The sequence below is a fragment of the Acinetobacter sp. ANC 3929 genome, from assembly GCF_000369405.1.
Lineage (GTDB): Bacteria > Pseudomonadota > Gammaproteobacteria > Pseudomonadales > Moraxellaceae > Acinetobacter.
In genome coordinates, this window is sequence record NZ_KB850000.1 from 729,345 (window position 1) to 753,750 (window position 24,406).

Genomic DNA, 24,406 nt, shown 5'->3' on the forward strand with positions numbered 1-24,406 from the left:
ATAGATCCTAATTATGATTCATTCACAAAGAAAAATGAATTTCCGACCAAGGAAAATTCCGCAATTTTTAAAAGCATGCTAACATCCAGAAACTGACAATACACCATGTCAATTTTTAGAGGGGTTTCGATATGCTAAAAACACAACAGGTCAAGGTAATACAAGAATTTAATGCACCCGTAGATAAGGTCTTTGCTGTTCTCAGTGAGCATGAAAATTTAAGCAAAATATTTGCACCAGCTAAAATCACACGAATAAATGATGGTCAAGATGCACGTAATGGCGTGGGTTCAGCGCGGAAACTTTCGATTCCTTTAGCGCCTTCATTTGTTGAAACAAACTTGGTTTACCAAGAAAATGAATTAATTGAATATGCGATTACCAGCGGAATTAGTCCGATTAAAGCGCATCGAGGTGTGATGAAATTTAGCGATTTAGGCAATGGTCGAACTCGCTTAGATTACACCATCAGCTTTAAGGGACGACTGCCTTTTATTGGTCCAATTATTAAAGCTGCGCTGCAAAATGGTATCAATCGAGGTCTTAAAAAACTGAAGTTTTAATTTCAGACTGCTTTGTAATTTGTAAAACTTGACGGTGAAATGTGCAACATCAACCGTCAAGTCGTAGTTCTACCGAATGCTTAAGAGGTTGCCGTCTCAAGTGATTCTTTTCTATTCGTGGAATGCTCTGGCTTACGCAGCAAAATCAATGCAGATATTGCGGCCAATAAAATCATTGGAATACTGGATGCGATGACAACAATCTCACTTTGCCCTGTACCCAGTAAATAGCCTGCTACTAAGGGACCTGCAAAAGCACCTAATCTTCCAATCGCAACGGCAGCACCAACTCCCGTTCCTCTCATTTCTGTTGGATAATACTTGGCTGCTAGGGTGTATAAAATGGACTGACAGCCAATCACAAACATCCCGCACCCTGTTGCAAATATGATAAAGCTAGATGGGCTATTGGAATAAGCAAGACCAATCAGCGAGAGTAGAATGCCACTATATACACTTGCGACAATAACGAACTTATTCAATCGATCCAGCATAAAACCTAAAATCAGTACCCCGATTGATCCACCTAGATTAAATCCAATCTGAATATAACTGGCTTGTTCTTTGTTTAGGCCTAGACCAGAAATGAGTGTCGGTAACCAGTTTTGAAATAACGCAAGTACCAATAGCGTACCAAAGAAACTGATCCAAAGGCTGGAAGTGATCAAGACACGTGGTTTAGCGAATAAAACCTCAACCAAAGTTTGCTTTTTACTTTTCGGTTGTGTGCTTCTAGTCAGGTAGGCTTTAGATTCTGGTAATAAGAAAATAAGAATAGGTACAAGCAATAAAGGTGCGATACCACCAATATAAAAAATATGTCGCCACTCATGATCGGCTGTTAAAGATAAGGCAACAACTGAGGTTAAAACGCCACCTATTGGCATACCACAGTACATGATACTCACTGCGGTTGCTTTGTATTTTTCAGGTACTGCTTCAGAGACCATCGTGATCACAATGGGTAACGCACCACCCATACCCAAACCGGTCAAAAAACGAACCAGAAGCAAGGTGTTTAAATCTTTAGCAAAAGGTGTTAATAGCGACATAAAACCAAAGATGACAATGCAGAAGATAAAAACTTTTTTACGTCCAACCGCATCGGCTATTCGCCCAGCAATCAATGCGCCAGGTAATGTTCCTAAAACAGCAGCGCTGAAGATCCATCCCATCTGTCTACTATCAAGTAACATCTCTGCTTTAATTCGTGGTGCCGCAACACCCATCGACTGTAAATCAAAACCTTCAATAATGGCAAAAATGAAACATAAGACTAATGTAATGATCATGCCAATTTTTGATGACTTTGATGCGATTTCAGCATCTTTTAACATTCCTATCTTCCTTTTTGATTATTCGAATTTATAATCCCTTATACGCTGTACGCATTTTTAGCCTATTTTAGTGCATGTAAAAGACTAGCAGAGCAGATTGAGTTACGCAATTCAAAATTAATTTATGAAATATGTAATTAGAATGCATTGAGAGTGTTTGTGACATATAAAAAGATTATCATTTTAAAATCATTGTTACTTGCTCCTCTTCCCTTTCTCGTTATCGTTGCGTTCCTCTTCATCGTAATAAATAACGAATTTAAACTTAATTCGATACTGACGGTGGTTGCAGTACACCTGTTTGTTTATCTTGTCTATTGTGTCTTAACTGTTCCATTTTCCTTTCTATTCTCTGTTATTCTCAATCGTTACCAATATTTGAATTTTTTCTCTATCTGTTTAAGCTCACTACTTATCGCAGCACCGTTTTTGATATTGTTGAGCTGGGCTCATACAGGTCAAGTCACTCAACGATGGTGGTTGATCTATCAAGACGGTTTTTCCTTATTTTTCGCTCTTATTCCTGCGGTCTGTTACTGGCTGATTTTGATTAATCTTAAACCTCATCAGCCAGATCATCTTGATTTATAAAATTTTTGCTAAATCAGATAGATGTTGAATTGTATGGGAGAGATTTAAATCATAACGATTGGGTAAATTCTTAGGATTGTACCAACAGGTCGCGATCTCACAGGATGCCGCCCCTTTCATATCAGCCTCTAAACTATCGCCAATGAATAAAACTTCTTCTTTCGCGATATTACTTCGATGTAAACAGATTTCAAAAAAACGTTGATCTGGTTTTTCGTATCCGATGTCATCTGAAATAAACAAATCAGAAAAATGTGATAACAGACCCGCAAGACCCAAACGTGACTTTTGTTGATTGAGAAAACTATTGGATGCTGCAAATAGCTTATATTTTTGGCTCAGGTACTGAATTACGTCAGCGGCTCCATCCTCAAGTGTATGTTCTTTGGCTAAGTTTCCTTGGAACGTATCTCGAAAATGATCATGATCCAATTCGATATTTAAAGCCAAAAATAATTCTTTAAATCGATAATCAATCACATTCTGTACAGTAATTTGACCTAACTTCTGTTTTTCCCACAACTGATGATTAATATTTTTATAAGTCGAATAGGTCAAATCATCATGCTGTAAATTAAACTCTCCAAACGATTTAACAAATGCAGAACGGTTGGCTACACTAAAATCAAGCAAAGTATCATCAATATCAAAGAATATAGCTTTATACATCTCAGCAATCTTACAACCGAAGCAAATAGTGAAATAATTTTATTATACCGATTGATAAAAGAGCAAGCCGCCTAAGGCTGTTTGCTCTTTTTGATATTGAGTTCTGTCTTGACTAGATAATGGATGTGATTTATTTCAAATTTAGTGATTAACGTTTACATGATTCCAGAAATCGGCTTGGTGGTCTAATCTCTTAACCACATCCAGATTAATACTGCTGCCATACATGCCACAAGAGGATAAACAACCCAAGGATGTGGAATGGTCCAGATCATAATCCCCGCAGCGATACTCATGCTTAGCGTCGAGATATATTTGGCTTTTCTGGGAATACGTCTATTTTCTTGCCACTCTTTGATGATTGGACCGATAAGACGATGATTTAGAAACCATTGATGCAGCTTTTCTGAACCTCTAGCTGCAAAGAAAACAGCCAATATAATAAAGTCAACCGTCGGTAAACCCGGAATAAAAATTCCAAGAATACCGAGTCCAATGCACAACCAGGCGAGGCAGATAAAGAATAATCGCCACCAAACTGAGCGTACTAATTTGCTTGCTGGCTGTGGCGGTTGTGACAAAACATCTGTTTTCACATCATTATTCATGCGATCAATATTCTCCATCCCTAGCGATGCTCAATCCACTTGTTTATGTCAACTCATCCAACTGGATTAGTGCATTTCCAAAATAGCCAAAAGCATCTAAAGCACCTTGCACCACGCGATCCTGTAAAACTGAGTCAAACTCAGCATCATCAAGTGATTGGACAAAGCGTTTCCAAACCTTGGCACGTCCCTCTGGATACGCCGCGAGATTACGCGCCGCGAATGTTTCAGAGAAACCTAAACTTTTTTGGGCTTCTTTAAATAAAAAAGCTGCGCCTAAGGTTGACCCTTCTGAGACATAAATCCAGCCTAGAGCTTCAGGTAATTTAACCGCTGCACTCTGCAACGGCTGCCCTGCGGGTTGAATACCTAAATCTTGTAAATCTTCAAAAGCTTGCTGAGAGCGACCACGAATACCGAGATCTGGAATTAATCCAGCCACACCTTCTTGTTCAAAAAGATGCTCAATTTCTTGTTGAAAATAATATTGAGACAACGTGAATTGCGCATATTTTTCTTTGCTTGCAAAGACATCTGCCTGAGCCATTAAGCGATGCATTCGTTCATGTTCTGCTGCCGTTTCTTGCTTTAGACGTTGAGAAAGGCTATTGGCAACCATTTGTTCTGTTGCTGCGTTCATTATCATTCTCCTGAAGAAAGAATATTGCTCATCGGCTGTCCCGACTGAGTTTAAGTTGCACGGGGAAATCAACGACAATAGCCACTGCTCGGCCATTGACTTTGTAGGGTTTGAATGTGGACTGACGGGCTGCGTTTAGAACGCGTTCATCTAAACTGGCAATACCTGAACTTTGTTTTAATTGGATATCGATAGGCTGTCCGTTTTCATTAATGCGTAAACGTAACTCCACCATACGAGTTTGTTGTCTGAGCTCCCGATCATCGTAGCTAAACTTTCCAAAACTGAGCACATCGACACTACTGACTTGGATAGGTTCATCATGCTGAACTTGGCTTTCAGGTGCTCGACTTAGTTCCTGTTGCGCTGCAGGTGTTTTTACACCACTCGGGCGTGATTGATTTTCTTCAGATTGCGCTTTATGCATTTGCTGATTTTCATTCAGCACAGTAGATTGTTGATCAGTCTGAGTCTGTTGTTTAAACGCTTTGCTTTCTACGGACTGCACTGCAACAGTTTGTGTTAATTGAGATGCGAAGGAGTGATGTTTTTGACTCGGCTGTTTCTTCTGCACCGTATTTGTTGCATTTTGACTGGTGAATATCTTTTGTTCGATGATCTCAGCACTTTGTTGTGTAGCACGAGGTGCAGATTGTTTTTTTAAGTATTGTTGTTTGGGTGGCTGAGCAATGGCACGCTGAGCCGTTGTATGAGGAGTTGGGTTCTCTGATGGTACTAATGACACAAACCGTACTTTGAGTGCATTTACTTTCGGTGAAGTGGCCAAAGTGTAAGGTTCAATAAAATGGCTCAGAAACCATAATCCTATTAGATGCAGCGCAATGACCAGCAATACAATGATCGACTTCTGATAGGAATGTGCCAAAATCAAAACAGATGGTGGTTTTGTGGTCAATTCATAAGGTGAATGCTGGAGCTTTGATTTCATCGTCATCCCCCTAAAAACGATGCTCAAGCTTTAAGCTGACATTGTGTTTATCGTAGGAATATAACCAATCCACATTGCTACTGTTGTGGTTATAACGATAAGTCAGATTTGGTGTCATGCCGTAAAATTTAAATCGGGGCATCTGCACAACAACGGTATAATTTTGTTCAAAATCATGACGGCGGGCCGCAAATGTCTCTACATATTGATCAAACTGCCGCCAGCGATATGAACTGAATAAAGTGGTATTCAACCCAACATTCCAAGACTTGCTCAACCCGAACCGAATGCCTTGTTGTTGATAGGCTGCCATATATTTTTCTTGCGTGTCATGATCAAGCACATCCAGTCCACTAAATAATGTCCATTGCTTAGGTAGAATCTTCCAAAACGTGAACATCGCTGAGCTTTCTTTACCATCTAGTGTTTTATATTTTTGATAATCCAGATCTTTGATTTCAGCTTCGAGCTTGAATGCTTTGTCTGCTGCAATAAATCGCATCCATTCAGCACGTGCACCCCATGCATTGTATAAACCGTCATTTGCATAACGTTTATGTTCAAATAATGGTGCAATGCTGATCTGATTTTTTAAATCGAAAAAGCTATAGCCTGCATTAATATTTAGGGTGGATTCGTTATAGTCGGCATGATCATCATAAGACTGTCCATACGCTAAACCACGTAAGGCAACCCCATGATTGCCGTAGAGAGAAAAGCGTTTCATTAAACTGGCTTCATAGTCCATACCTGTTGCTGATGCTGCTTTAGGGCTGCCACGGGTAATTTCTTGAATGGGAGTCGCATTGCCCTTATCGTCAATGCCATATAACGTCCATGTTTTACTTTGTTCAGAAGAACTATTCAGATTTGTGGCATAGGATGGACCAATCGCGACACTGCCTTGCCATGAATCTCGCTGATCGAGTGCTTTGACGAACAGATTAACCGTTTGTTCTACTTCTGGCGGTATCACCGTACGATCACTCTGTCCCAGTTTGTTTTGAATTGATGTAAAAAGGCGTGCTGCTTCTTTGTTCTTCTGCTGTTCAAACAGCACGCGCGCTAACTCTAGTTCACAAATCAGATTATTGGGTTGTTTATTGAGACTGCTTTGAAATTTTTGCTCGGCTAATTTGAGCTGCCCCTGAGCACGTGCCAGTGCCCCTTCGGCAAAATCAGTTAAAGCCTGATCATAGTCTTGATATTGCTGATAATGCTTTAAATAAACCGCAGCATTGCCCCATTGTTTTTGCATGACAGCCAAATAAAGAGCTTTTGCCAAATCATCCTCATTTTTCTCTACCGCAAAAATTTGGCCATTGATAAGAATACTAGGTAGTTTCTCGGTATCACGAATTGTGCCTTGTTGTTGTAGTTGGTGCTGTTGTTGTAATAAATTTTGATCTAAGCTTTGATTCAGGCGAAGTTTAGTATCATCATCTGCATAGAGTGATGAAGCAGCCAATAGAGTCAGACAGCACAGCAATGTTCTTTTCATAAAAACCGTAAAACAAAAAATAAAATCATTAAGTCTTAAGCAAGAAAAAGGAATCTACAGTTGTAGATTCCTTTCGCTCTAATTAGTTCTTCGCGCCGCCAAATGCAGTGTTATAAGAAACATTGTCAAATTTCGCGATACCCGCTAAAGCAGCAGCATTTGCACCAAAGAAATGTCCCTGAACAATACCTGAGTCATTTAAGCCAGCTGTACCATTTGCAACTGCAAATCCGCTAAATGCAGCTGAACCTGGATTAAACGTCACACCATCAAGCGTTACGTTTGAAACGGTTGTACCTGTTCCAGCTAATGAACCTTCCAAAGTACCCGCACCGAAGTTTGCAGTAAAATTACCACTTAACAGATTGGCTGCTGAGCCGTTAATCCCTGCAACGGTATAGGTCGCAGTACCTGCAGTTGGTACTGTGGTATTGGTATTGTCACCTGCGTAATAAACCGTATGGCTTGCGCTTGCAGGTGTATCACCCGCTTTCCACCATTCACCGAAATAAACTTCTTGTGTGCCGACTTGACCAAAATTAAAGTTACCTAAAGCACTATGTGAAGGCGGCATTGCCGATACAGGAATATGAGAGATATTAAATGTCTTGGTACCTACAGTGACATTCGTATTACTTGTGCCTTGCGCAGAAAATGCTTGCGCTAAACCTTTTAGTGAACTAAAGCCTGTAAAAGCGTTATATGGTGCACCTGCCGCCTGCACAGAAACTGCAGCTGCACCACCCGGATGACTAGCACTTGCTGCCGCACCGACTTTGATATTTGCTTCGTTACTAGAAGCACCTTCAATACCTGCATGAGCAAATACAGCAGAACATGCAACAAGACCGATGAACAGTTGAGAGATTTTCATTTATTGTTACTCCATTTTTCTAAAGCTAAGTTATTGTTTCAATGAAGATAACGATATCGTTATCTATTTAGTTGTATGAGCAGTTGGATCGATTACTGCTCTTGATTTTGTAAATAATAATCATTCAAAATTATTATTTACATCCATCTAATTCCCACTTTTTAAAAGAGGAAATTAAATTCTGTGTTAAAACTTAGTTGTCCAGCTGACTTTTAGCGTGCGGCCTGGTGCAGCCATTGCACTCCGAGTGAGAGGATCGATATAGAATTGGTTTGAAAGGTTATTTCCAACAAATTCAACCGTGTTATAGGTATCGACTTGGTAGCGTGCATAAGCATCAAAAATCCAAGTATCATCCCAAGCCAGTGGTACGTTGAGGTAATAGCCTTTATTGATACCCGCATCGTTATTTTTACGTAGCGGACTTTCATAGCCTTTGTAGAAGGTTCCTCGGGCACCCAGTTCCAATCTTTCATCCAGAAAACGTGCGCCTAACAAGGCATGTGCACTGAGTTCTGGTGTCGACATGGTGACGAGGTAACCATTGGGAAAACCATCATCGACACAACGTTGGTAAGCATCACGGAACTGAATCCCCTGATCTGTTTGTACAGTACCGCTGTTAATCATTTTATCGATGGCGCTATTGGTGTCACAGACTTCATTTTTGAGGTTATAAGCCAAACTTAAATCGGTAAAGAAAGCACCATTATCAAAACGGCTTTGCAGTTCTAGACCTGAAAGTTTTTGCTCATCCATATTGGTGAAAATCAGATTCTGATTTCGCTCAATCACGTTTTTGGTTTTGTTGTAGTAATACGCCAGTTTAATATCGGCATTTCGTGCTGAGCTTAACCAGTTACGCATGTCATAGACATAACCCACTTCATAATTAAACGCGTGTTCGGGTTTAATCGCTTGATATGGCATCATCGCAGAGAAACCGACTGTACTTTCAAATAAGCTGGGTAAGCGATACTCTTCTGCATAACGTACATAGAGCCGATTATTATCAGTCAAATGAATGGATGCACCGAACTGAGGTGCCCAGCCACTGTCTCTTACTTTCTGAACAGACTCAATGGGAACCTGTTCAATCACTGCAGGACTAAGATTGCCACTGCCAGTAATCACATATTTTTGACCTAGAGCATTTAGTCGATCTAATACATTATCCGCCAAAGCCAAATGACCGTTTTCATCTGCCTTCCACGTGAGTGTATTTTTCTGTGTCCAAATCAGGTTATACAGCTGTGTTTCTGATGCAGGTACAGTTTCTAACTTACCATCCCAGTCTGGATTTTTGGTGGCATAACGTTGCGAGAATCGATCCAGCAGACGTTGCTGCTGAGCATTATAACTTTCAGGCATCGTCACATATTCAAAGCTATATTCTTTGAGTTTACTTTTCTTGGTAAATAATGGGTTTAATGCAGGATCGACCCCATCTCTCAAGGATTTATTTAAGAAATCATCAAAGGCCCAGTATGAGCGATAGCGCATACCCGCATCAAAACTTAGCCAAGAGGCAGGACGATAGTTAAAATTAAAATCAAAGGTTTTTTCTTCACGGCGTCCCGCTCGCGGTAAAGCCTGAAATAGACTATACATTGGACCGTATTCACCATAGACATCATCAGAAGTCAGTTTTTCTTTTAAGAAACTGCCACCTAGGGTTAAATTAAGTTGGTCCGTTAATAGGGCTTTGTTGCTGATATTAATGCCCTGACGTCGGTTGTCAGAATGGCTAATTGCTGTATTGATAATGCGATTGTCCCGAAAATCAATCGTCGTCGGCCAACCACCCCGTGTATAGGTTTGGCTTTCTGTATCGGTTTGCCAAATATTGGCATAGAAGTCGACCCACTGATTCGTTTCGGGTTTAAACTTATACTCCAAGCTGTAGGCTTTGGAACGAATGTCACTGAGAGGCCACTGTGGTACACCAATTTCAGGTGTTAGCCCCCATTCAATCCGTGAAGGCATGATTTCACCAAATCTATTTTTGGTGTCTCGATAGGTCAATTTTAGGGCTTGGTCATCAGTTGGTCGATAGTTTGCTTTGAATAACCACGACTCCATTTGACTTGAGGTATTCGGAACTTCATCACCTGGCTTATAGGAATGAGCAAAATAAGGAATAAAATCGAGACTATTACTTGGTTCTGCCCGTTTATAGTAGCCCGACCCATGTATACCCGAAAAATAGTTGCCACGTTCACGAACAGCATAAACTGCCAATAAATCAAATTTATCCTGCTTCATTGCCAAGGCAAGTCGACCTGCTAGATCATCCCCAGAGAAGTTGGAGTTATCATTTTTAGTTCGGTTCTTCTTGTAAATGTCGGGGTCATACTGTTTTCCATCAACATTATTCCAAGGTGTCGTATCATTATAATTCTTGCCGACCTTGCTCATATCAGGAAGCGAGGGATCAATGGAGTTGGTTGAACCTTCAACTTTTAGCTCTGCACCAAAGCTTTGACCCGGACGAACGATATCATCCGCTTCCAAGGTCTTGACCACAACACCACCACCGACTGACGTTCTTGTATTTCGTTCTAACGATGGCCCTTTAATGACTTCAATGCCAGCAATCAAATTAGGATCAATATAATTTCGATTATTCACGCCATTATAGCCGCGCCATACTGCAATCGATTGCTCAGTGCCATCGATGGTCAATGGAACGCGACCTACACCCTGTACGCCACGAACACTCGGATCCAATGCGCCACTATTTCGAGCATCACCGCTATAAACACCCACCATACCTTGTAAAACATCGGCAGGATTGGTGCCTTTAAAGCGTTCAATATAGTCTTTTCCTGCATAGACTGAAGAGCGATTGGCATCATAAACTCTGTTGCTGCCCTGAGTATCACGATCTTCTTGACCATAAACGACAAGTGGGGTCAAACGAACTGAAACGTCATCATCCTGCGTCGGTACAGACGCTGTCTTGTTTAGAACTGTAGTTGTAGTAACAGACGCAGTATTGGCATGTTGAGTGGTTTTTTTCGCCAGCGTGTAACCTTGTCCCACTTTGACTGCATAAAATGTTGAAGATGCTAAAATGTGTTGGAAGCCTTGTTCTACTGCATAGTTTCCTTTTAACCCCGAACTGTATTGCCCTTTTAACTGTTTGGCATCAATTGCAATAGCGGTATCAGATTGTTCAGCAAATTGATTCAAGACATTGGCTAAGGTTCCTGCTGGGATATCGTAAGCTTTTATTCCAACTGTTTCAGCATAAGCCTGTTGTAAAGGCAAAGTTAAGCCACCAATACAAACTGTATGTATCGCAAATGCGAGTGTTGAAAATCGAAATAAGTTCCGATTTCGCATTTGATCCTTTCCAACTTTCTTCATTTTGCTGCCCTAGTAAATAGAAATAAGAATCATTCAATATACTTGAATAAAATGATCCAAATTTATTGCTTCTACTTACTATGACGGACAGCTTCGAAAAAAGTGGAACCTAAATTTTTAAAAAAATTAAGAATGTTTTTTTAATGCGTTTATTGGTGCTATGAAAATACAGGCTGTTTTCTATTTTTTAATGAGATAACAATGAAATATGGTGTAATTTGATATACTTTTAAGTTGGGAAATACAGTTGCTAATAATTTAAGTGCATCTTGTGTTTGATCTAATGGCAACACGGCATTCACTCGGATGTCTTGCAGAGCTTCGGCATTAAACAAGATTCTGCCTTTATAATTTTGATCTAATTCTTTTAACACCTGGTCGAGCGGTAAATCCTCTACCATCAATTGATGTTTATTCCATTTTTGTTGTTCATTATAAATATTCAGTGCGGGTAATGATTGCACGCCATTTTGATTCATACTGACGGCTTGCCCTGCATTGACTGTCACCTGCTGAGTTGCATAACCATGCGCTGTAGACTGTACACGTACTCGCGAATGCAACATTTTTAACTCTGTTGCTGAAGGCGTAAAAGCCACGCTAAAAGCTGTTCCAAGTGCTTGAATCTGCCCATGTTTGGTTTTGACTAAAAACGGTCGATTCGGATCTTTGGCAACATCAACATAGACTTGCCCTTGAACCAATTCAACCACTCTTTGCCTTGCCTGAAAATCAATATTGACTGCACTTTTCCCCCGCAGAATTAAGCGAGAGCCATCTTGTAAGGTTTGTGTTGTCCACTGTGCCGAATCGCTGTGAACATCAGCGCTTAGATAGGCAATAGAAGTATCAGATACATATAGAGAACTGCCGCCGATGATAACAAATGCAATGGCAAATGCGCTTCCCGCACGAACATGTTTATATATTTTTGCAGATCCAAAACCGGCTTTGAGTGCCGATTTAACTGCTTTTTTATGCTGCGGTGTTTGAGACATTTTTTGAATCGAACGAATACACTGTTCAATATCCGCTGCAATTTTTTGATGCTGCTGACTGTTCTGTTTCCACTGATTAAATTTTAATTGTGCATTTTCGCGGGTCGATTCATCATCTGAACTTAATTGTACAATCCATAAAGCCGCTTCCTCAACCAGTTGATGATGATCTTGTTTATCGATATCCATTTAGATGCTGACATCCATATCTAGTCGGGTCTGATAACAGCGTATTAAACAGCTTGCCAGATATTTTTGAATCATTTTGGTCGAAACACCCAGTTGCTCTGCGATTTCTTTATGGGTATAGCCTTCTAGATAATGCAAGATAAATGCTTGTTGTGCTTTTGCAGAAACATCTTCCAAGGCTTTACAAAGTTGGTCAAGTGCCTGAATGATTTGCATTTGATCTTCTGGTGAAGCAACCGCATCCAGCATGTATTCCATCTGGCTCATGCCATCTAAATAAGCTTGTTCAATGCGTTTGCGACGTACTTGATCAATCAGTAAGTTTTTTGCAATAGAAGTCAGATAAGCACGTGGTTCTTTAATCCCCAGCAGCTCATCGCGTGTTTGCAGTAATTTAATAAAGGTGTCCTGCACCAGATCTGCGGCTTGCTCAGTGTTGCCTATTTTTTGTCTTAACCATTGATGAAGCCAGCCTCTATGGTTTCTGTATAACTGATCTACAAGCATAGGGGTTTTGTTCACAATCATTTGACTCAAAACACAGTGTGATCAAATGATAATAATTATCATTTATAAAATCAAGAAAGAATCGTACAACCTGTTGTTGACTGTTATTTTTATAAGCACAATTTATATCTTGCATTGCTCAAAAGAGTCATGCTGAAAATTATAATTTATTGATTTAACAGTGCTTCTATCCACACAATCAGTTCATACATATGCCGATTTCTACGCTTTAATTGTTCCTTGTTTGGAATGTAATAACACAATTCTGATTGCGCGCATTTAGTTGACAGTGGCTGGATCAATTTCGCCCGAATTAATCGACTGACCAAGGTACTCGAACAAAATACCAATCCATTGGCCATTAAGGCTTCTTGAATACCGAAAATTTCTTGGTCAAAGTGATGCAGGCTGATATTTTTCCCATCCAAAGCATTGTGGTCAAGCCATGTTTGCAAGGGTGGCTTAGGCAAGGTTTTATTTTTCCATTCAGTGCTAAACAGTGTAATTGGCTGCTCCAACCAACGCTCTTTATGCAACCTTACGGCGGCAAATACATTAAATGACTCATATTTAATAATGTCCGTTGGTGAAACAGATGCAACAGCCCCATAGCGGATGGGAAGCGCTGATAAATGGTTTTCCAGATTTTCCCCGGTTGAAATTTCAAGCGAGATCTCTGGATAAAGTTGTGAAAAGGTCTGCATGGCTGGAATCAAGATCATTGCAGCCAAGGATGAGGTTGTGGTGATCTTAATCACTTTTCCCGCTGTACTCACTTCTTCTAATGCGTCTTCAATCGTTCGAAATCCCTTTGAAATGGCGGTCGCTAATTTCTCACCTGTTTCAGTTAAGCTGATTTTTCGTACCTGCCGATAAAATAAATCAACGTTTAAGCGACTTTCTAAATTACTCACGTGATGAGAAATAGCAGTTGGTGTAAGTGACAGTTCTTCAGCAGCCAGTTTGAAACTTCCTAAACGGGCTGCAGATTCAAATGCTTTCAATGCTTGTAAGGAAACCTGCATGCATTTTGCCCTCCGAGTTTAAGTTTATAGCTGAGTTAAACTCATTCATAACTCTGATTTACTCATTTGTCCAGTTAGCAAGAGGCTTTTAACATGACCTTATCTTGAACAGGTTGGGTACTCAAAAATGAAAACTGTATTACATATTGATGCCAGTGTCCGAGCGGTTTTTAATCCCAATCCAGCTCATAATTCAATTTCAAAAAGTATTGCACATCGTTTTATCAGTGCATTGCAAAGCCAAGGCATGATAAATGAATATATTTATCGTGATGTCGGAATGAATCCTCCTGCTTTTATTAACCAAGACTGGATTGGTGCTGTTTTTACACCAGAGGAGAAAAGAACAGCTGCGCAAAAACAAATCTTATCCTTATCTGATCAATTGATTGCCGAGCTATTTGCTGCAAATACGATTGTGATTGCCTCGCCGATGTATAACTATGGTATGCCCGCTCACTTAAAAGCATGGTTTGACCAAATTATTCGTATTAACAAAACTTTTGACTTTGACCTCACTCGTGGTGACTTTCCCTTAAAACCATTACTTTCAGGCAAAACACTCGTCGTGATTACATCCAGTGGTGAGTTTGGTTTTGAAGAAGACGGTATTCGGGCTGAGATGGGACATTTACGACCGCATTTACGTACACTGAGTCAATATCTAGGCGTTGATCAGATATATGAAATTGTGTCTGAGTATCAAGAGTTTGGTGATACTCGCCATCAAAAATCTTTAGAAAATGCATTTGAGCGAGCAGAAATACTTGCATCAGAGCTAGCACGTTCTGAGCGACAAAATACGCAAATGCATGCGGAATATGACGTGTAGTGGCATCTAAAATGAGTACAGCAGCGATGTGTGGAGTAGATCAATAAAGTGATTCTCGAATCACTTTATTCGGTCTTTTATTCATCGATAGGATTTATTGTTTTTGGTTTAAAGCATCAATAATCGCAATTGCTGTAACACGTGCTGAAAACGGATTTTGCCCAGTAATCAAATTATGATCTCTGACTACATTTGGTACAAAAGGAATAAATTTTCTTTCATAATGCGCCCCACGCTGTTTCGCCAGCTCTTCAGCGTTATAAGGAACTTTCTTCGCAACACCAGCCAACACTTCTTCACACCACGCAAAGCCCGTCAGCTTTTTCCCTTCAATTAAATATTGCCCATTTGATAGCTGAACATTCAGCAATCCGCAATAACCGTGACATACACTAGATACAATGCCACCTTTCTCATAAATATTTTTGGTGATGTCTTGCAATTCAGCATTGTCCAGAAAGTCCCACATCACGCCATGGCCACCTGTGTAATAAATCACATCATAATCTTGCCAATTGATTTCAGAGGGCTTTTTTGTTGTTTTGAGTAGCTGCATAAATGCAGGATCATTTTTACGTTTTAATACAGAAGCATCAGCAACGAAACGTTCTAATGATTTAGGTTCGACTGGAGAATGGCCCCCCAAAGGACTGACAATATCCTGAATATAATTTTGCTTTTCAAACTCATCATAGGCATGCGTCAACTCACCCAGCCACAGTCCTGTGGGGCGGTGAATTCCTTTATATTCAGAGACATTGGTTACAACATGCAGAATACGCTTTGACATCTTTTACCTCGGCTATTTGATTTATTTTTAATCTTGCTTTTGCATCACTATAAGCTTAAAGTTTGCTTTAATGTCAAGAGAAAAATCAGTCAATGAATATCAGTGAACTATCTAAACAAAGTGGTTTAACTACCCCCACAATTCGTTATTACGAGCAAATCAAACTATTACCCAAGGCTAAACGTAAATCAAATGGCTATCGGGAATATAGTGATAATGATCTGAAACAGTTATTCCTGATCCAGCAAGCACAGCAAGTTGGCTTTTCTTTGACAGAAATTAAGTCATTTTTACCTTCAAATGTGACGTCTTGGGACCATGATATTTTGATTGGTGTGTTGGAAAGTAAAATCAAGGATATTGAAGATTTAGAACAAAAACTGGCCATCAGCAAACAAAACCTGCGTATGATGATCACTGCAATCAATAGTAAACCTGACGAAATCACTTGTGAAGAAAATGCACAACGCTTACTCAATCTCTATTACGACAATGATCAGGCCTAAAGCTTTATTGAAAATTTAAAATCAAGTACCTTTGATACGCATCAATAACGCATAAAAACGATTGACCTTCAACCCAACTTTAAGCATAGGATATTTGACAGGTGATGAATAAGGAACCTGTCATGTTGCAACGCTGGAATCTTCAAAAGTGGTTTATCCATATTTTTATGCTGATCTTGTCTGTGAGTTTAAGTTCAGCCTATGCAGTTGAACCTGTGCAAAATCTACATCATAAATCGCTAGGCAAAATTCTGGTGGTGATGACCAACCATTCTGCTTACCCTACTCGTTCAGATCACACGGGTTTATGGTTGAATGAGCTCACTCATTTTTATGACATTGCAGAAACTGCTGGTTATGAAATGGATTTTGTTAGTCCCCAAGGTGGAGCTGTTCCTTTGGATGAACGTAGCTTAAAGCCAATTTATATGGACAAATCTGCCAAAGTTCATTTAGCAGACCCTAAGTTTATGCAACGTTTAAATCATACACTTGCACCCAATGCAATTGATCCATCCCAGTACAAGGCAATTTACTACACGGGTGGTCACGGTACGATGTGGGATTTCCCCCAGAACCAAGGTCTAAAGAACATTAGTGAAAAGATTTACCAGCAAGGTGGTGTCGTATCGGCAGTCTGCCATGGTGTGGGTGGGTTATTGCCACTGCAAGATAATAACGGCAATGCTTTGATCGCAGGACGGACTGTAACAGGTTTTGCCAATAGTGAAGAAACGCTGTCCGGAATTAAATCTCAAGTACCATTTTCATTGCAAGATGGTTTGATACAACGTGGGGCAAACTATAAACGTGCTGTTCTCCCCTTTACTTCTTACGTGATCGTTGATGATCGAATTATTACGGGGCAAAATCCGCAATCCAGTAAAGCAATTGCGCAAGCCGTAGTGAAACGCTTAAATGCTTTAAATTGAACTTTCTTTTAAAAAACCAGATTTCATCATCTGGTTTTTTAATGTTCATATAAATTTAGCTTTATCTCCTCACGCTTTATCACGATACATTCTGTGCATTGATTTATTCAATTTTATTATTCAAAAATGCTTGACCTTAAAGCTAACTTTAATCTTAGCATTTCAGTTAGATCTACAGGAGGAACTTCATCATGTTTAACAAGCTTCATTTACGTCGTTCAATATCTGCGATATCCATCGGTTTAATATTCGCTACAGCAGCCTATGCAACCGAACCCAACTCACCTCATATGAATGGCAGTACCAACACAGCACCGACTACAATCGTTGAATTTGGGCCGTATAAGGTGAATGTGCCTAAGGGTGGTTATTATGATCGCTTTCGTATGAATCCAAATTTAGACGAAGTTGCCAAAGACCCTGCGGCAGGCAATATTGATTATTTTCGTACAATTCCTAAAAAACTTGTGGATACACGGGTGGGCAAAGTCTGGTCACCAAATTTCTATTACCGTACCAGCAATGTGCAAGTGTTAATGTTGGCACCTATTGCAAAACTAAAAGCCAAACTGCCCGTACCGCTTGAGCCACTACAGCCATTTCCAGGTTATGGTTTGGTTTCACTCACCTTCTTCTCATATGCGGTTGGTGATGTTGATCCCTATGATGAAGTTTCTGTTGCCATTGTGGTGCGTCAACCCAATGCACACCGCTTCAATACTACCGAATTACTCAGTTCGATGCATCATCATAGGTATTATGGGCATGTACTGGCCTTACCTGTCGACACTGAAATTGCCCGTGTGCGTGGTGTATATGGTTATCAATTGCCTAAATGGTTAACACCGATTGATATGCAAATTGGTACTCAAAATCTGCAAGCACATATTTTTAATACGGATGGCAAGCCAGATTTAAGTCTGACTGCTCCTGTACCTAAAATTAAAATGGTCAAACCACAATCACGGATTGAAACTAAAACCATGTATCAACTCGTCGATGGTCAATGGCATAGCACTTCTGTCGAATCAAATACACTTGCATTTGGACAGCGCTTATTTCCTAAAAATGTACAATTGGTGCGTAGCGGTGGTCCGCTGAGTCAGTTACTTAATGATTTAGGGGTAGGTAAAATTCTACGTCTCGATGTTGTGAAAGATGCTCAATTGGCACTGAATATGCCAGTTCCTTATCCTGCGCTGGATCAAGCTAAAATTAATAAAAAATAAATTTATGCACAAAATATCCGCTTCAATCTGCAAACGGATATTTTTATTGTCATGGATTATCGTTCTCTTTCAAAAATTTTTTAATCATTTTTTCAATAAAAAAGCCAATTACAGATTTTTCTATAATTGGCTTTTGATCAATCAAGTTCTTTTAGCATTGATGACTTGTTCGCTTAGATTATGAAGCAAATGAATAGCTACGCATCCGTTTTTTATATTGGCGGGTACGGCAAGTCATTGCTGTTTGCTGTAAAGCCAATGCCCATAATGGCGATACCTTTGGATTGGTCGTTTTACCCAGACTGAGTTTACGTAACTGGAACTTCACTGTTGCCATGTTGGCGAGCGATGCTAAGGTCTTATTTTCCCATGTGATCGGTTGAAGTTCAGGTGCGTTATTTTTGCCTTGTTTCCACTCATTTGGTAAATTAGGATCAATCGCGAGTGCTGTGGCAATCCCGACCATATCAACACCACTTTCGATCACTTGTTCTGCCACCTGTTTGCGACGGATACCACCAGTCACCATGACAGGCATCTTGGCAACTTTACCAATCTCTTGAGCAAACTCTAAGAAATAAGCTTCACGTGCCAAAGTACGTCCATCACGTGCCTGCCCTTGCATTGCAGGTGCTTCATAACTCCCACCAGATAACTCAACCAGATCAACAGCCAGTTCGTTTAACATCATGACCACTTGTTGCGCATCTTCTGCACTAAAACCGCCACGTTGAAAATCAGCAGAATTGAGTTTCACCGCAACGGTGAATGTGTCTGAAACCACAGCTCGGACTGCTTTGACAATCTCAATCAAAATACGTGCCCGATTTTCTAAAGTACCACCCCATTGATCTTGACGTTTATTACTGAGTGGTGAAAGAAACTGACTGAGTAAATAACCATGGGCTGCATGGATTTCTACACCAGTAAAGCCAGCCTGCTCTCCTAATCGTGCAGTATTGGCAAAACGTTGGATCACTTCATCAATCATGTCTTGGTTCATTTCAATTGGTGTATTAAAACGATCTGACATTTTCCCCAGATCGAGTGCAATGGCGGATGGTGCCCAAGTTTCTTGACCCAAATTGGATTGCATTTGACGCCCTGGATGATTGATTTGCAGCCAAGCTTGTGCACCTTTAGAACGAGCAATTTGTGCCCAGCGCTTGAAAGTATCCAAATACTTTTCGTCTTCCAGTACAACACCACCCGGTCCAGTCATCGCACGACGGTCCACCATCACATTTCCTGTGATGATCAGACCAACACCACCCTCTGCCCACGCTTGGTATAAACGCATCAGTTGTTCAGATGGTGCATGGTTTAAATCAGCCATGTTTTCTTCCATTGCAGCTTTTGCAATACGGTTTGGGATCTGCGAACCATTCGGGAAAACTAATTTTTCAAATACTTTCATTTTCTGGAACCTCTTTAAATATGTGCTTACTTTAAGATTAAAGTAAACTTTAATGTCAATAGGTTCTATTGCTTCCTATAAAATTTATTTGAAAAATCAAACTAGGTCATAGATTTGCAGCAGCTACAATCTCAAAAAATATTGAAAATAAAAAATAGAGGCAAATGGCCTCTATTTTTTAGTTGTATTGCAATCAATGCAGCTTATGCGCGAATGAATGCCAATAGATCTGGATTAATGACATCTGCATTGACTGTAAGCATCCCATGCGAGAACCCTTTATAGGTTTTTAAGGTGCCGTTTTGTACCAGTTTGGCGGACAATGCCCCAGAATTTTCATAAGGTACAACCTGATCATCATCACCATGCATAACCAGTACAGGTACTGAAATCTTTTTCAAATCTTCAGTAAAGTCGGTCTGAGAAAAAGCCACAATCCCATCATAATGTGCCTTGGCACCACCCATCATACCTTGACGCCACCAATTCCAAATGACTGGTTCAGATGGTTTTGTATCTGGACGATTAAAACCATAAAAAGGGCCGGCAGGTAAATCATAATAAAATTGTGATCTATTTTTGAATAACTGATTTTGCAGATCATCAAAAACTTCTTTCGGTAAACCATCATGGTTATTTGGCGTTTTTACCATGATTGGCGGTACAGCACTCACCAGTACAGCTTTGGCAACATGTGCTTCACCATGACGTGCAATGTAGTGAGCTACTTCACCACCACCCGTAGAGTGGCCAATATGAATCGCTTTCTGAATCCCAAGATGTTGCACCACAGCGGCAACATCATCGGCATAATGATCCATATCGTGACCATCCCAAACTTGGCTGGAACGGCCATGTCCACGGCGATCATGGGCGACTACACGAAAACCTTCATTTAAAAAGAATAATAATTGGGCATCCCAATCATCTGAACTGAGTGGCCAGCCATGATGAAAAAATAAGACCTGCGCATCGCGAGGTCCCCAATCTTTATAAAAAATATCTACACCATCTTTTGTCGTAACAAATGCCATCTTTATTTCTCCTGTGTAAGAATTACACTGTCGAGTCATGATCTATGTTCTAATGATCGCGCTGCGATTTCATATTTTTAACCACTATCCATATGGATAGTCACTCTATACTAAGATTTAAGTTAGCTTTAAGGTCAATGCTTTTAGTCCCATTCTGATAATAAAAATGTAATTTTATGATTTAAAAATAAAGCTAAAGTGAATAGGCTTACTCATTGATATCAATAAAAAATTTCAAAGCTCTAAAGTTTTCAGGGTTTATTTTCTTTACATTGTTTCAACGAATAAACTTTACACTTATTCAAATAACAAAATTTGCGGCTTGACATTAAAGTTGGCTTTAATCTTATAGTGATCTTGAAGGTGAGAAATGCGCTTGTCGCTGACAGGCGTTTTGAATGACTGGGTCAATCAAAGGGTTATGCATATGAAGAGCAATAAACAGTTTACTGAAGTTGAAATTGGACAACACAAAGTCAAGGTTCCCCAAAATGGCTATTACGATCGTTTCAGGATCAATCCAGATTTAGACTGAGTCAAGTGACCATGTTACATGTCATTGATGACCAATGGCGGCATACCTTGGTCAATCCAATCTGGTTTCTTTTGCACAGAAACTTGTGCCTCGAAACATAAAACTTGTAAGGCATGGTGGTCATCTCAGCCAATCATTAGATGAACTTGGGACATCCAATATTCTTCGTTTAGATCTGATTCAAGACGCACAAGTAGTGCTACATTTACTCAAAGCACTTTAAAAATTTAATCTATAGAACAGTTAAGGAAAAACTTACAATGACTCAGCCAAATTATGATCTTGTTGTCTTCGGAGCGACTAGTTTTGTCGGGCAGATCCTCACCAAATATCTCGCAGAATACTTAGCCTCTCACAAAGAACCACTCCATTGGGCGATTGCTGGACGTTCTCAACAGAAACTACTACAGGTTAAAGATGCGCTTGGCCCTGTTGGACTATCTGTCCCAATCTTGGTGGCCGATGCTAATAATCAAACTGAACTCGATGCACTTTGTGCCCAAACACGTGTAGTGGTTTCGACAGTTGGTCCATATGCACTATATGGTGAACCTCTAATTCAAGCCTGTGTAAACAATGGCACCGATTATTGTGATCTGACTGGAGAAACCCAGTGGATCAAACAAATGATCACCAAATATGAAACTCAGGCACAGCAATCAGGTGCGCGTATTGTGCATTGTTGTGGCTTCGATTCAGTTCCATCGGATATGGGTGTTTATTATCTGCAACAGCAAGCGCAGCAACAGTTTGCTTCCCCTGCAACGCAAGTTAGCATGCGAGTTAAAACCTTAAAAGGTGGAGCATCTGGTGGTACGGTCGCAAGTTTGATTAATGTGATTCAAGAGGCTGCGGCTGACCCTGCGCTTCGAAAAGATCTGCTTAATCCCTACATCCTTTGTCCTGCAGATCATGGCAATACCCAAAGACAAATTTATATCAAAAGTGCCAAATTTGACCCTGATTTCAATGCATGGATTGCGCCTTTTGTAATGGCCGCTGTCAATGAGCGCGTGGTACACCGTTCCAACGCTTTGTCTGGCAATGCTTATGGTCATAACTTTAGCTACAACGAAGCGATTTTGACAGGTGAAGGATTGAAAGGACGCTTAAAAGCATTAGCCGTCGTCTCTGGCTTAGCTGCATTTATGCTTGCTGCCGTCAGTAAACCTGTCAGTCAGGTGATGGAACGCTACCTTTTACCAAAACCTGGAGAAGGCCCTACGCCTGAGCAACAATTGGCAGGTCGGTTTGACTTGCGCTTTGTTGGAAGAACCGACACAGGACAAAGCCTAAAAATTAAAGTGACAGGCGATCGAGATCCAGGTTATGGCTCAACAGGAAAAATGCTGGGACAAGCAGCATTGAGTCTTGCAATTGATCATGCTAAAAATGGTGAAAAACTTGGCCGTGATGGCGGTTTTTGGACACCTGCAACAATGTTTGACGATCGATTCATTCAGCGTTTATCAGATCATGCAGGGCTGGTGTTTCAACGTATTTAAGACAAAAGGGAAATTTTTATACGATAGAAAAAAATAGGGAGTTAAAATATAACTCCCTATAGACTGAACCTTAAAGCATTAAGCGCTTTCTTGCAGCAAGATATTCTCTTTCAAGACGTTCAACTAACGCTTCAACTGAGGTTGTGGCTTTAATTGCATTTAAACCCTGACCACATCCCCAAATATCACGCCAAGGTTTAACTTTATGCTGTGAACCATCATCATTTGGTGTACTGAAATCCATATCTTTTAAATTACCTTCTGGTAAATTGGCTGGATCAAGCCCCGCAGCACGAATACTTGGCGCCAGATAGTTACCATGTACGCCCGTAAACAAGTTGGAATAGACAATTTCATCTGAATTATGATCCACAATAGCTTGCTTATAAGCCTCAGTCGCATTGGCTTCATGTGTGGCGATAAAGGCCGAACCAATATAACCGAAATCTGCGCCCATCGCTTGAGCAGCTAGAATAGCATCACCTGTTGAAATTGCGCCAGATAAAGCAAGTGGCCCATCAAACCATTCACGAATTTCTTGAATTAACGGAAATGGACTCTTCACACCTGCATGACCACCTGCACCTGCTGCAACTGCAATCAAGCCATCTGCCCCTTTTTCTATAGCTTTCTTAGCAAACGTATTATTAATCACATCATGCAAGACAATACCGCCATAGCTATGCGTTGCCTCATTAATTTCTGTCCGTGCACCCAAAGATGTAATCACAATCGGTACTTTATATTTGACGATCAGTTCCATGTCATGTTCAAGACGATTATTACTTTTATGAACAATTTGATTGATTGCAAATGGTGCAGCTGGGCGATCTGGATGCAAGGCATTATGTTCAGCGATTCCTTCCGTGATCTCTTTAAGCCATTCCTCCAATTTCTCTGCTGGGCGTGCATTCAATGCAGGCATTGAACCAATCACTCCTGCTTTACATTGAGCCAGCACGAGCTTGGGTGTACTAATAATAAATAGAGGAGATGCAATAACAGGAAGTCTCAGATTTTTCATTATTTCTGGAATTTTTGACATCATTTATATCCTTTATTTCAAATAGATAAACTTAATTTTAGAAATAATAAGCATTTCGTTTTCTTGAAATTCGATTCATCATATCGGGATAAAAGTTTTTATGCAACAAGTTGCATAAACTCTCTATTCACAATTTTCGACTCAATAAAAAACAAACTCATAGCCCCATGCAATATCTTCTATTTATTCTGGTTTTGGCTTTATTTTCATAGGCAAAAGACGATTTAGACTGAAAATACAAAGATCATGATCAATGTTAGAAATTTTATATAGACAAGATAATCTATACTTTTTTATATAATTCATTAAATAAGAATCGTTACCAACAATATCAATGCGATCGTTTCTAAAGATGGTATGCTTCGTTAATTTTTATTCTTTTATCAATCTCCTGGAGCTATGTTATGAGCGCGATGACAAAAAAATTGCAGCAGATGCGGTTTGCCTCTGTACTCGAAGCAGTGACTTTATTACTTTTATTTGTTGTGGCGATTCCATTAAAGTATGCGTTTGATTTACCCATTGCGACAAAAATTATGGGGCCAATTCATGGTCTGGCTTTTTTATTCTATCTTTGGAACTTGGTTCGCACCGCATCGGTTTGGTCCGGAATAGAGTTGCTTAGATTATTTATTCTTGCATTTATCCCATTGGGTGGATTCTTTAACGAGAAATACATCGCGCAACGTCAAGCACGCCTTAAATAATTTTGATCGATTTAGGCAAAAGGAAATCTAATGATTTCCTTTTTTATTTTT

General features: G+C 40.0%; 23 protein-coding genes and 1 pseudogene. 9 read left to right on the plus strand and 15 right to left on the minus strand.

Annotated elements, in window-relative coordinates:
- The first annotated feature begins 131 nt into the window (after positions 1 to 131).
- A complete protein-coding gene (locus F909_RS04985) occupies positions 132 to 563 on the plus strand; it encodes an SRPBCC family protein (RefSeq protein ID WP_005152937.1) in 432 nt (143 codons plus the stop codon).
- An 80-nt stretch (positions 564 to 643) separates the two neighbouring features.
- Here F909_RS04985 and mhpT read toward each other — a convergent pair whose 3' ends face one another.
- Positions 644 to 1,900: a 3-(3-hydroxy-phenyl)propionate transporter MhpT gene (gene mhpT, locus F909_RS04980; RefSeq protein ID WP_005152938.1), complete on the minus strand. Its 1,257-nt coding sequence runs from the start codon at positions 1,898 to 1,900 to the stop codon at positions 644 to 646.
- 159 nt (positions 1,901 to 2,059) lie between these two features.
- On the opposite strand from mhpT, the gene F909_RS21600 reads away from it, so the two are divergent.
- A complete protein-coding gene (locus F909_RS21600) occupies positions 2,060 to 2,491 on the plus strand; it encodes a hypothetical protein (RefSeq protein WP_005152939.1) in 432 nt (143 codons plus the stop codon).
- Here F909_RS21600 and F909_RS04970 read toward each other — a convergent pair.
- From F909_RS04970 to F909_RS04925, 10 genes are all read right to left on the minus strand, one after another.
- Complete coding sequence (locus tag F909_RS04970; protein ID WP_005152941.1) at positions 2,486 to 3,160, minus strand: YjjG family noncanonical pyrimidine nucleotidase; 675 nt, start codon at positions 3,158 to 3,160, stop codon at positions 2,486 to 2,488. The two genes, F909_RS21600 and F909_RS04970, sit on opposite strands and share 6 nt — an antisense overlap.
- A 185-nt stretch (positions 3,161 to 3,345) precedes the next feature.
- Positions 3,346 to 3,786, minus strand: a complete 441-nt coding sequence (locus F909_RS04965; RefSeq protein ID WP_005152943.1) for a YbaN family protein — start codon at positions 3,784 to 3,786, stop codon at positions 3,346 to 3,348.
- A 25-nt stretch (positions 3,787 to 3,811) separates the two neighbouring features.
- Positions 3,812 to 4,411, minus strand: a complete 600-nt coding sequence (locus F909_RS04960) for a biliverdin-producing heme oxygenase (RefSeq protein ID WP_085940861.1) — start codon at positions 4,409 to 4,411, stop codon at positions 3,812 to 3,814.
- Between the two features lie 25 nt (positions 4,412 to 4,436).
- Positions 4,437 to 5,357 carry an energy transducer TonB gene (locus tag F909_RS04955; protein ID WP_005152947.1) on the minus strand — a complete coding sequence of 307 codons (921 nt, stop codon included), beginning with the start codon at positions 5,355 to 5,357 and terminating at the stop codon, positions 4,437 to 4,439.
- Between the two features lie 10 nt (positions 5,358 to 5,367).
- Positions 5,368 to 6,834, minus strand: coding sequence for a hemophilin secretion modulator (locus F909_RS04950; protein ID WP_171067352.1), 1,467 nt, complete (start codon positions 6,832 to 6,834; stop codon positions 5,368 to 5,370).
- Between the two features lie 106 nt (positions 6,835 to 6,940).
- Complete coding sequence (locus F909_RS04945; protein WP_005152951.1) at positions 6,941 to 7,732, minus strand: Slam-dependent surface lipoprotein; 792 nt, start codon at positions 7,730 to 7,732, stop codon at positions 6,941 to 6,943.
- Between the two features lie 186 nt (positions 7,733 to 7,918).
- A complete protein-coding gene (locus F909_RS04940; RefSeq protein WP_416202070.1) occupies positions 7,919 to 11,080 on the minus strand; it encodes a hemophilin receptor HphR in 3,162 nt (1,053 codons plus the stop codon).
- A gap of 182 nt (positions 11,081 to 11,262) precedes the next feature.
- The gene (locus tag F909_RS04935) at positions 11,263 to 12,291 is read right to left on the minus strand and encodes a FecR family protein (protein WP_005152953.1); all 1,029 of its coding nucleotides are present in this window, start codon (positions 12,289 to 12,291) and stop codon (positions 11,263 to 11,265) included.
- Positions 12,292 to 12,813, minus strand: coding sequence for a sigma-70 family RNA polymerase sigma factor (locus F909_RS04930; protein WP_171067322.1), 522 nt, complete (start codon positions 12,811 to 12,813; stop codon positions 12,292 to 12,294). It abuts the gene before it with no gap.
- Between the two features lie 152 nt (positions 12,814 to 12,965).
- A complete protein-coding gene (locus tag F909_RS04925; RefSeq protein ID WP_005152960.1) occupies positions 12,966 to 13,823 on the minus strand; it encodes a LysR family transcriptional regulator in 858 nt (285 codons plus the stop codon).
- A gap of 127 nt (positions 13,824 to 13,950) precedes the next feature.
- On the opposite strand from F909_RS04925, the gene F909_RS04920 reads away from it, so the two are divergent.
- Positions 13,951 to 14,655: an FMN-dependent NADH-azoreductase gene (locus F909_RS04920; RefSeq protein ID WP_005152962.1), complete on the plus strand. Its 705-nt coding sequence runs from the start codon at positions 13,951 to 13,953 to the stop codon at positions 14,653 to 14,655.
- Between the two features lie 94 nt (positions 14,656 to 14,749).
- On the opposite strand, the gene F909_RS04915 is transcribed toward F909_RS04920, so the two are convergent.
- A complete protein-coding gene (locus F909_RS04915; RefSeq protein ID WP_005152964.1) occupies positions 14,750 to 15,445 on the minus strand; it encodes a type 1 glutamine amidotransferase domain-containing protein in 696 nt (231 codons plus the stop codon).
- Positions 15,446 to 15,537: 92 nt separating this feature from the next.
- Here F909_RS04915 and F909_RS04910 point away from each other — a divergent pair, with 92 nt between their 5' ends.
- The 3 genes from F909_RS04910 (at position 15,538) to F909_RS04900 (ending at position 18,112) form a co-directional block, all read left to right on the plus strand.
- On the plus strand, positions 15,538 to 15,951 hold the full coding sequence (locus tag F909_RS04910; RefSeq protein WP_005152966.1) for a MerR family transcriptional regulator: 414 nt from the start codon (positions 15,538 to 15,540) through the stop codon (positions 15,949 to 15,951).
- Between the two features lie 122 nt (positions 15,952 to 16,073).
- Complete coding sequence (locus F909_RS04905) at positions 16,074 to 16,883, plus strand: type 1 glutamine amidotransferase domain-containing protein (protein WP_005152969.1); 810 nt, start codon at positions 16,074 to 16,076, stop codon at positions 16,881 to 16,883.
- A gap of 191 nt (positions 16,884 to 17,074) precedes the next feature.
- Positions 17,075 to 18,112, plus strand: coding sequence for a hypothetical protein (locus tag F909_RS04900; RefSeq protein WP_005152971.1), 1,038 nt, complete (start codon positions 17,075 to 17,077; stop codon positions 18,110 to 18,112).
- Between the two features lie 178 nt (positions 18,113 to 18,290).
- Here F909_RS04900 and F909_RS04895 read toward each other — a convergent pair whose 3' ends face one another.
- A complete protein-coding gene (locus F909_RS04895) occupies positions 18,291 to 19,529 on the minus strand; it encodes an NADH:flavin oxidoreductase/NADH oxidase family protein (RefSeq protein WP_005152973.1) in 1,239 nt (412 codons plus the stop codon).
- A gap of 203 nt (positions 19,530 to 19,732) precedes the next feature.
- Positions 19,733 to 20,563, minus strand: coding sequence for an alpha/beta fold hydrolase (locus tag F909_RS04890; protein WP_005152975.1), 831 nt, complete (start codon positions 20,561 to 20,563; stop codon positions 19,733 to 19,735).
- A gap of 525 nt (positions 20,564 to 21,088) precedes the next feature.
- Between F909_RS04890 and F909_RS04885 the strand changes: the two are divergent.
- Positions 21,089 to 21,321, plus strand: a pseudogene (locus tag F909_RS04885) (acetoacetate decarboxylase); the annotation flags it as partial.
- Between the two features lie 37 nt (positions 21,322 to 21,358).
- Entirely contained in the window at positions 21,359 to 22,603 is a 1,245-nt protein-coding gene (locus F909_RS04880; RefSeq protein ID WP_005152983.1) for a saccharopine dehydrogenase family protein, read from the plus strand.
- A gap of 70 nt (positions 22,604 to 22,673) precedes the next feature.
- On the opposite strand, the gene F909_RS04875 is transcribed toward F909_RS04880, so the two are convergent.
- Complete coding sequence (locus tag F909_RS04875) at positions 22,674 to 23,648, minus strand: NAD(P)H-dependent flavin oxidoreductase (protein WP_032878089.1); 975 nt, start codon at positions 23,646 to 23,648, stop codon at positions 22,674 to 22,676.
- A gap of 404 nt (positions 23,649 to 24,052) precedes the next feature.
- Here F909_RS04875 and F909_RS04870 point away from each other — a divergent pair, with 404 nt between their 5' ends.
- Entirely contained in the window at positions 24,053 to 24,355 is a 303-nt protein-coding gene (locus F909_RS04870; protein ID WP_005152987.1) for a DUF3817 domain-containing protein, read from the plus strand.
- Positions 24,356 to 24,406 lie beyond the last annotated feature (51 nt).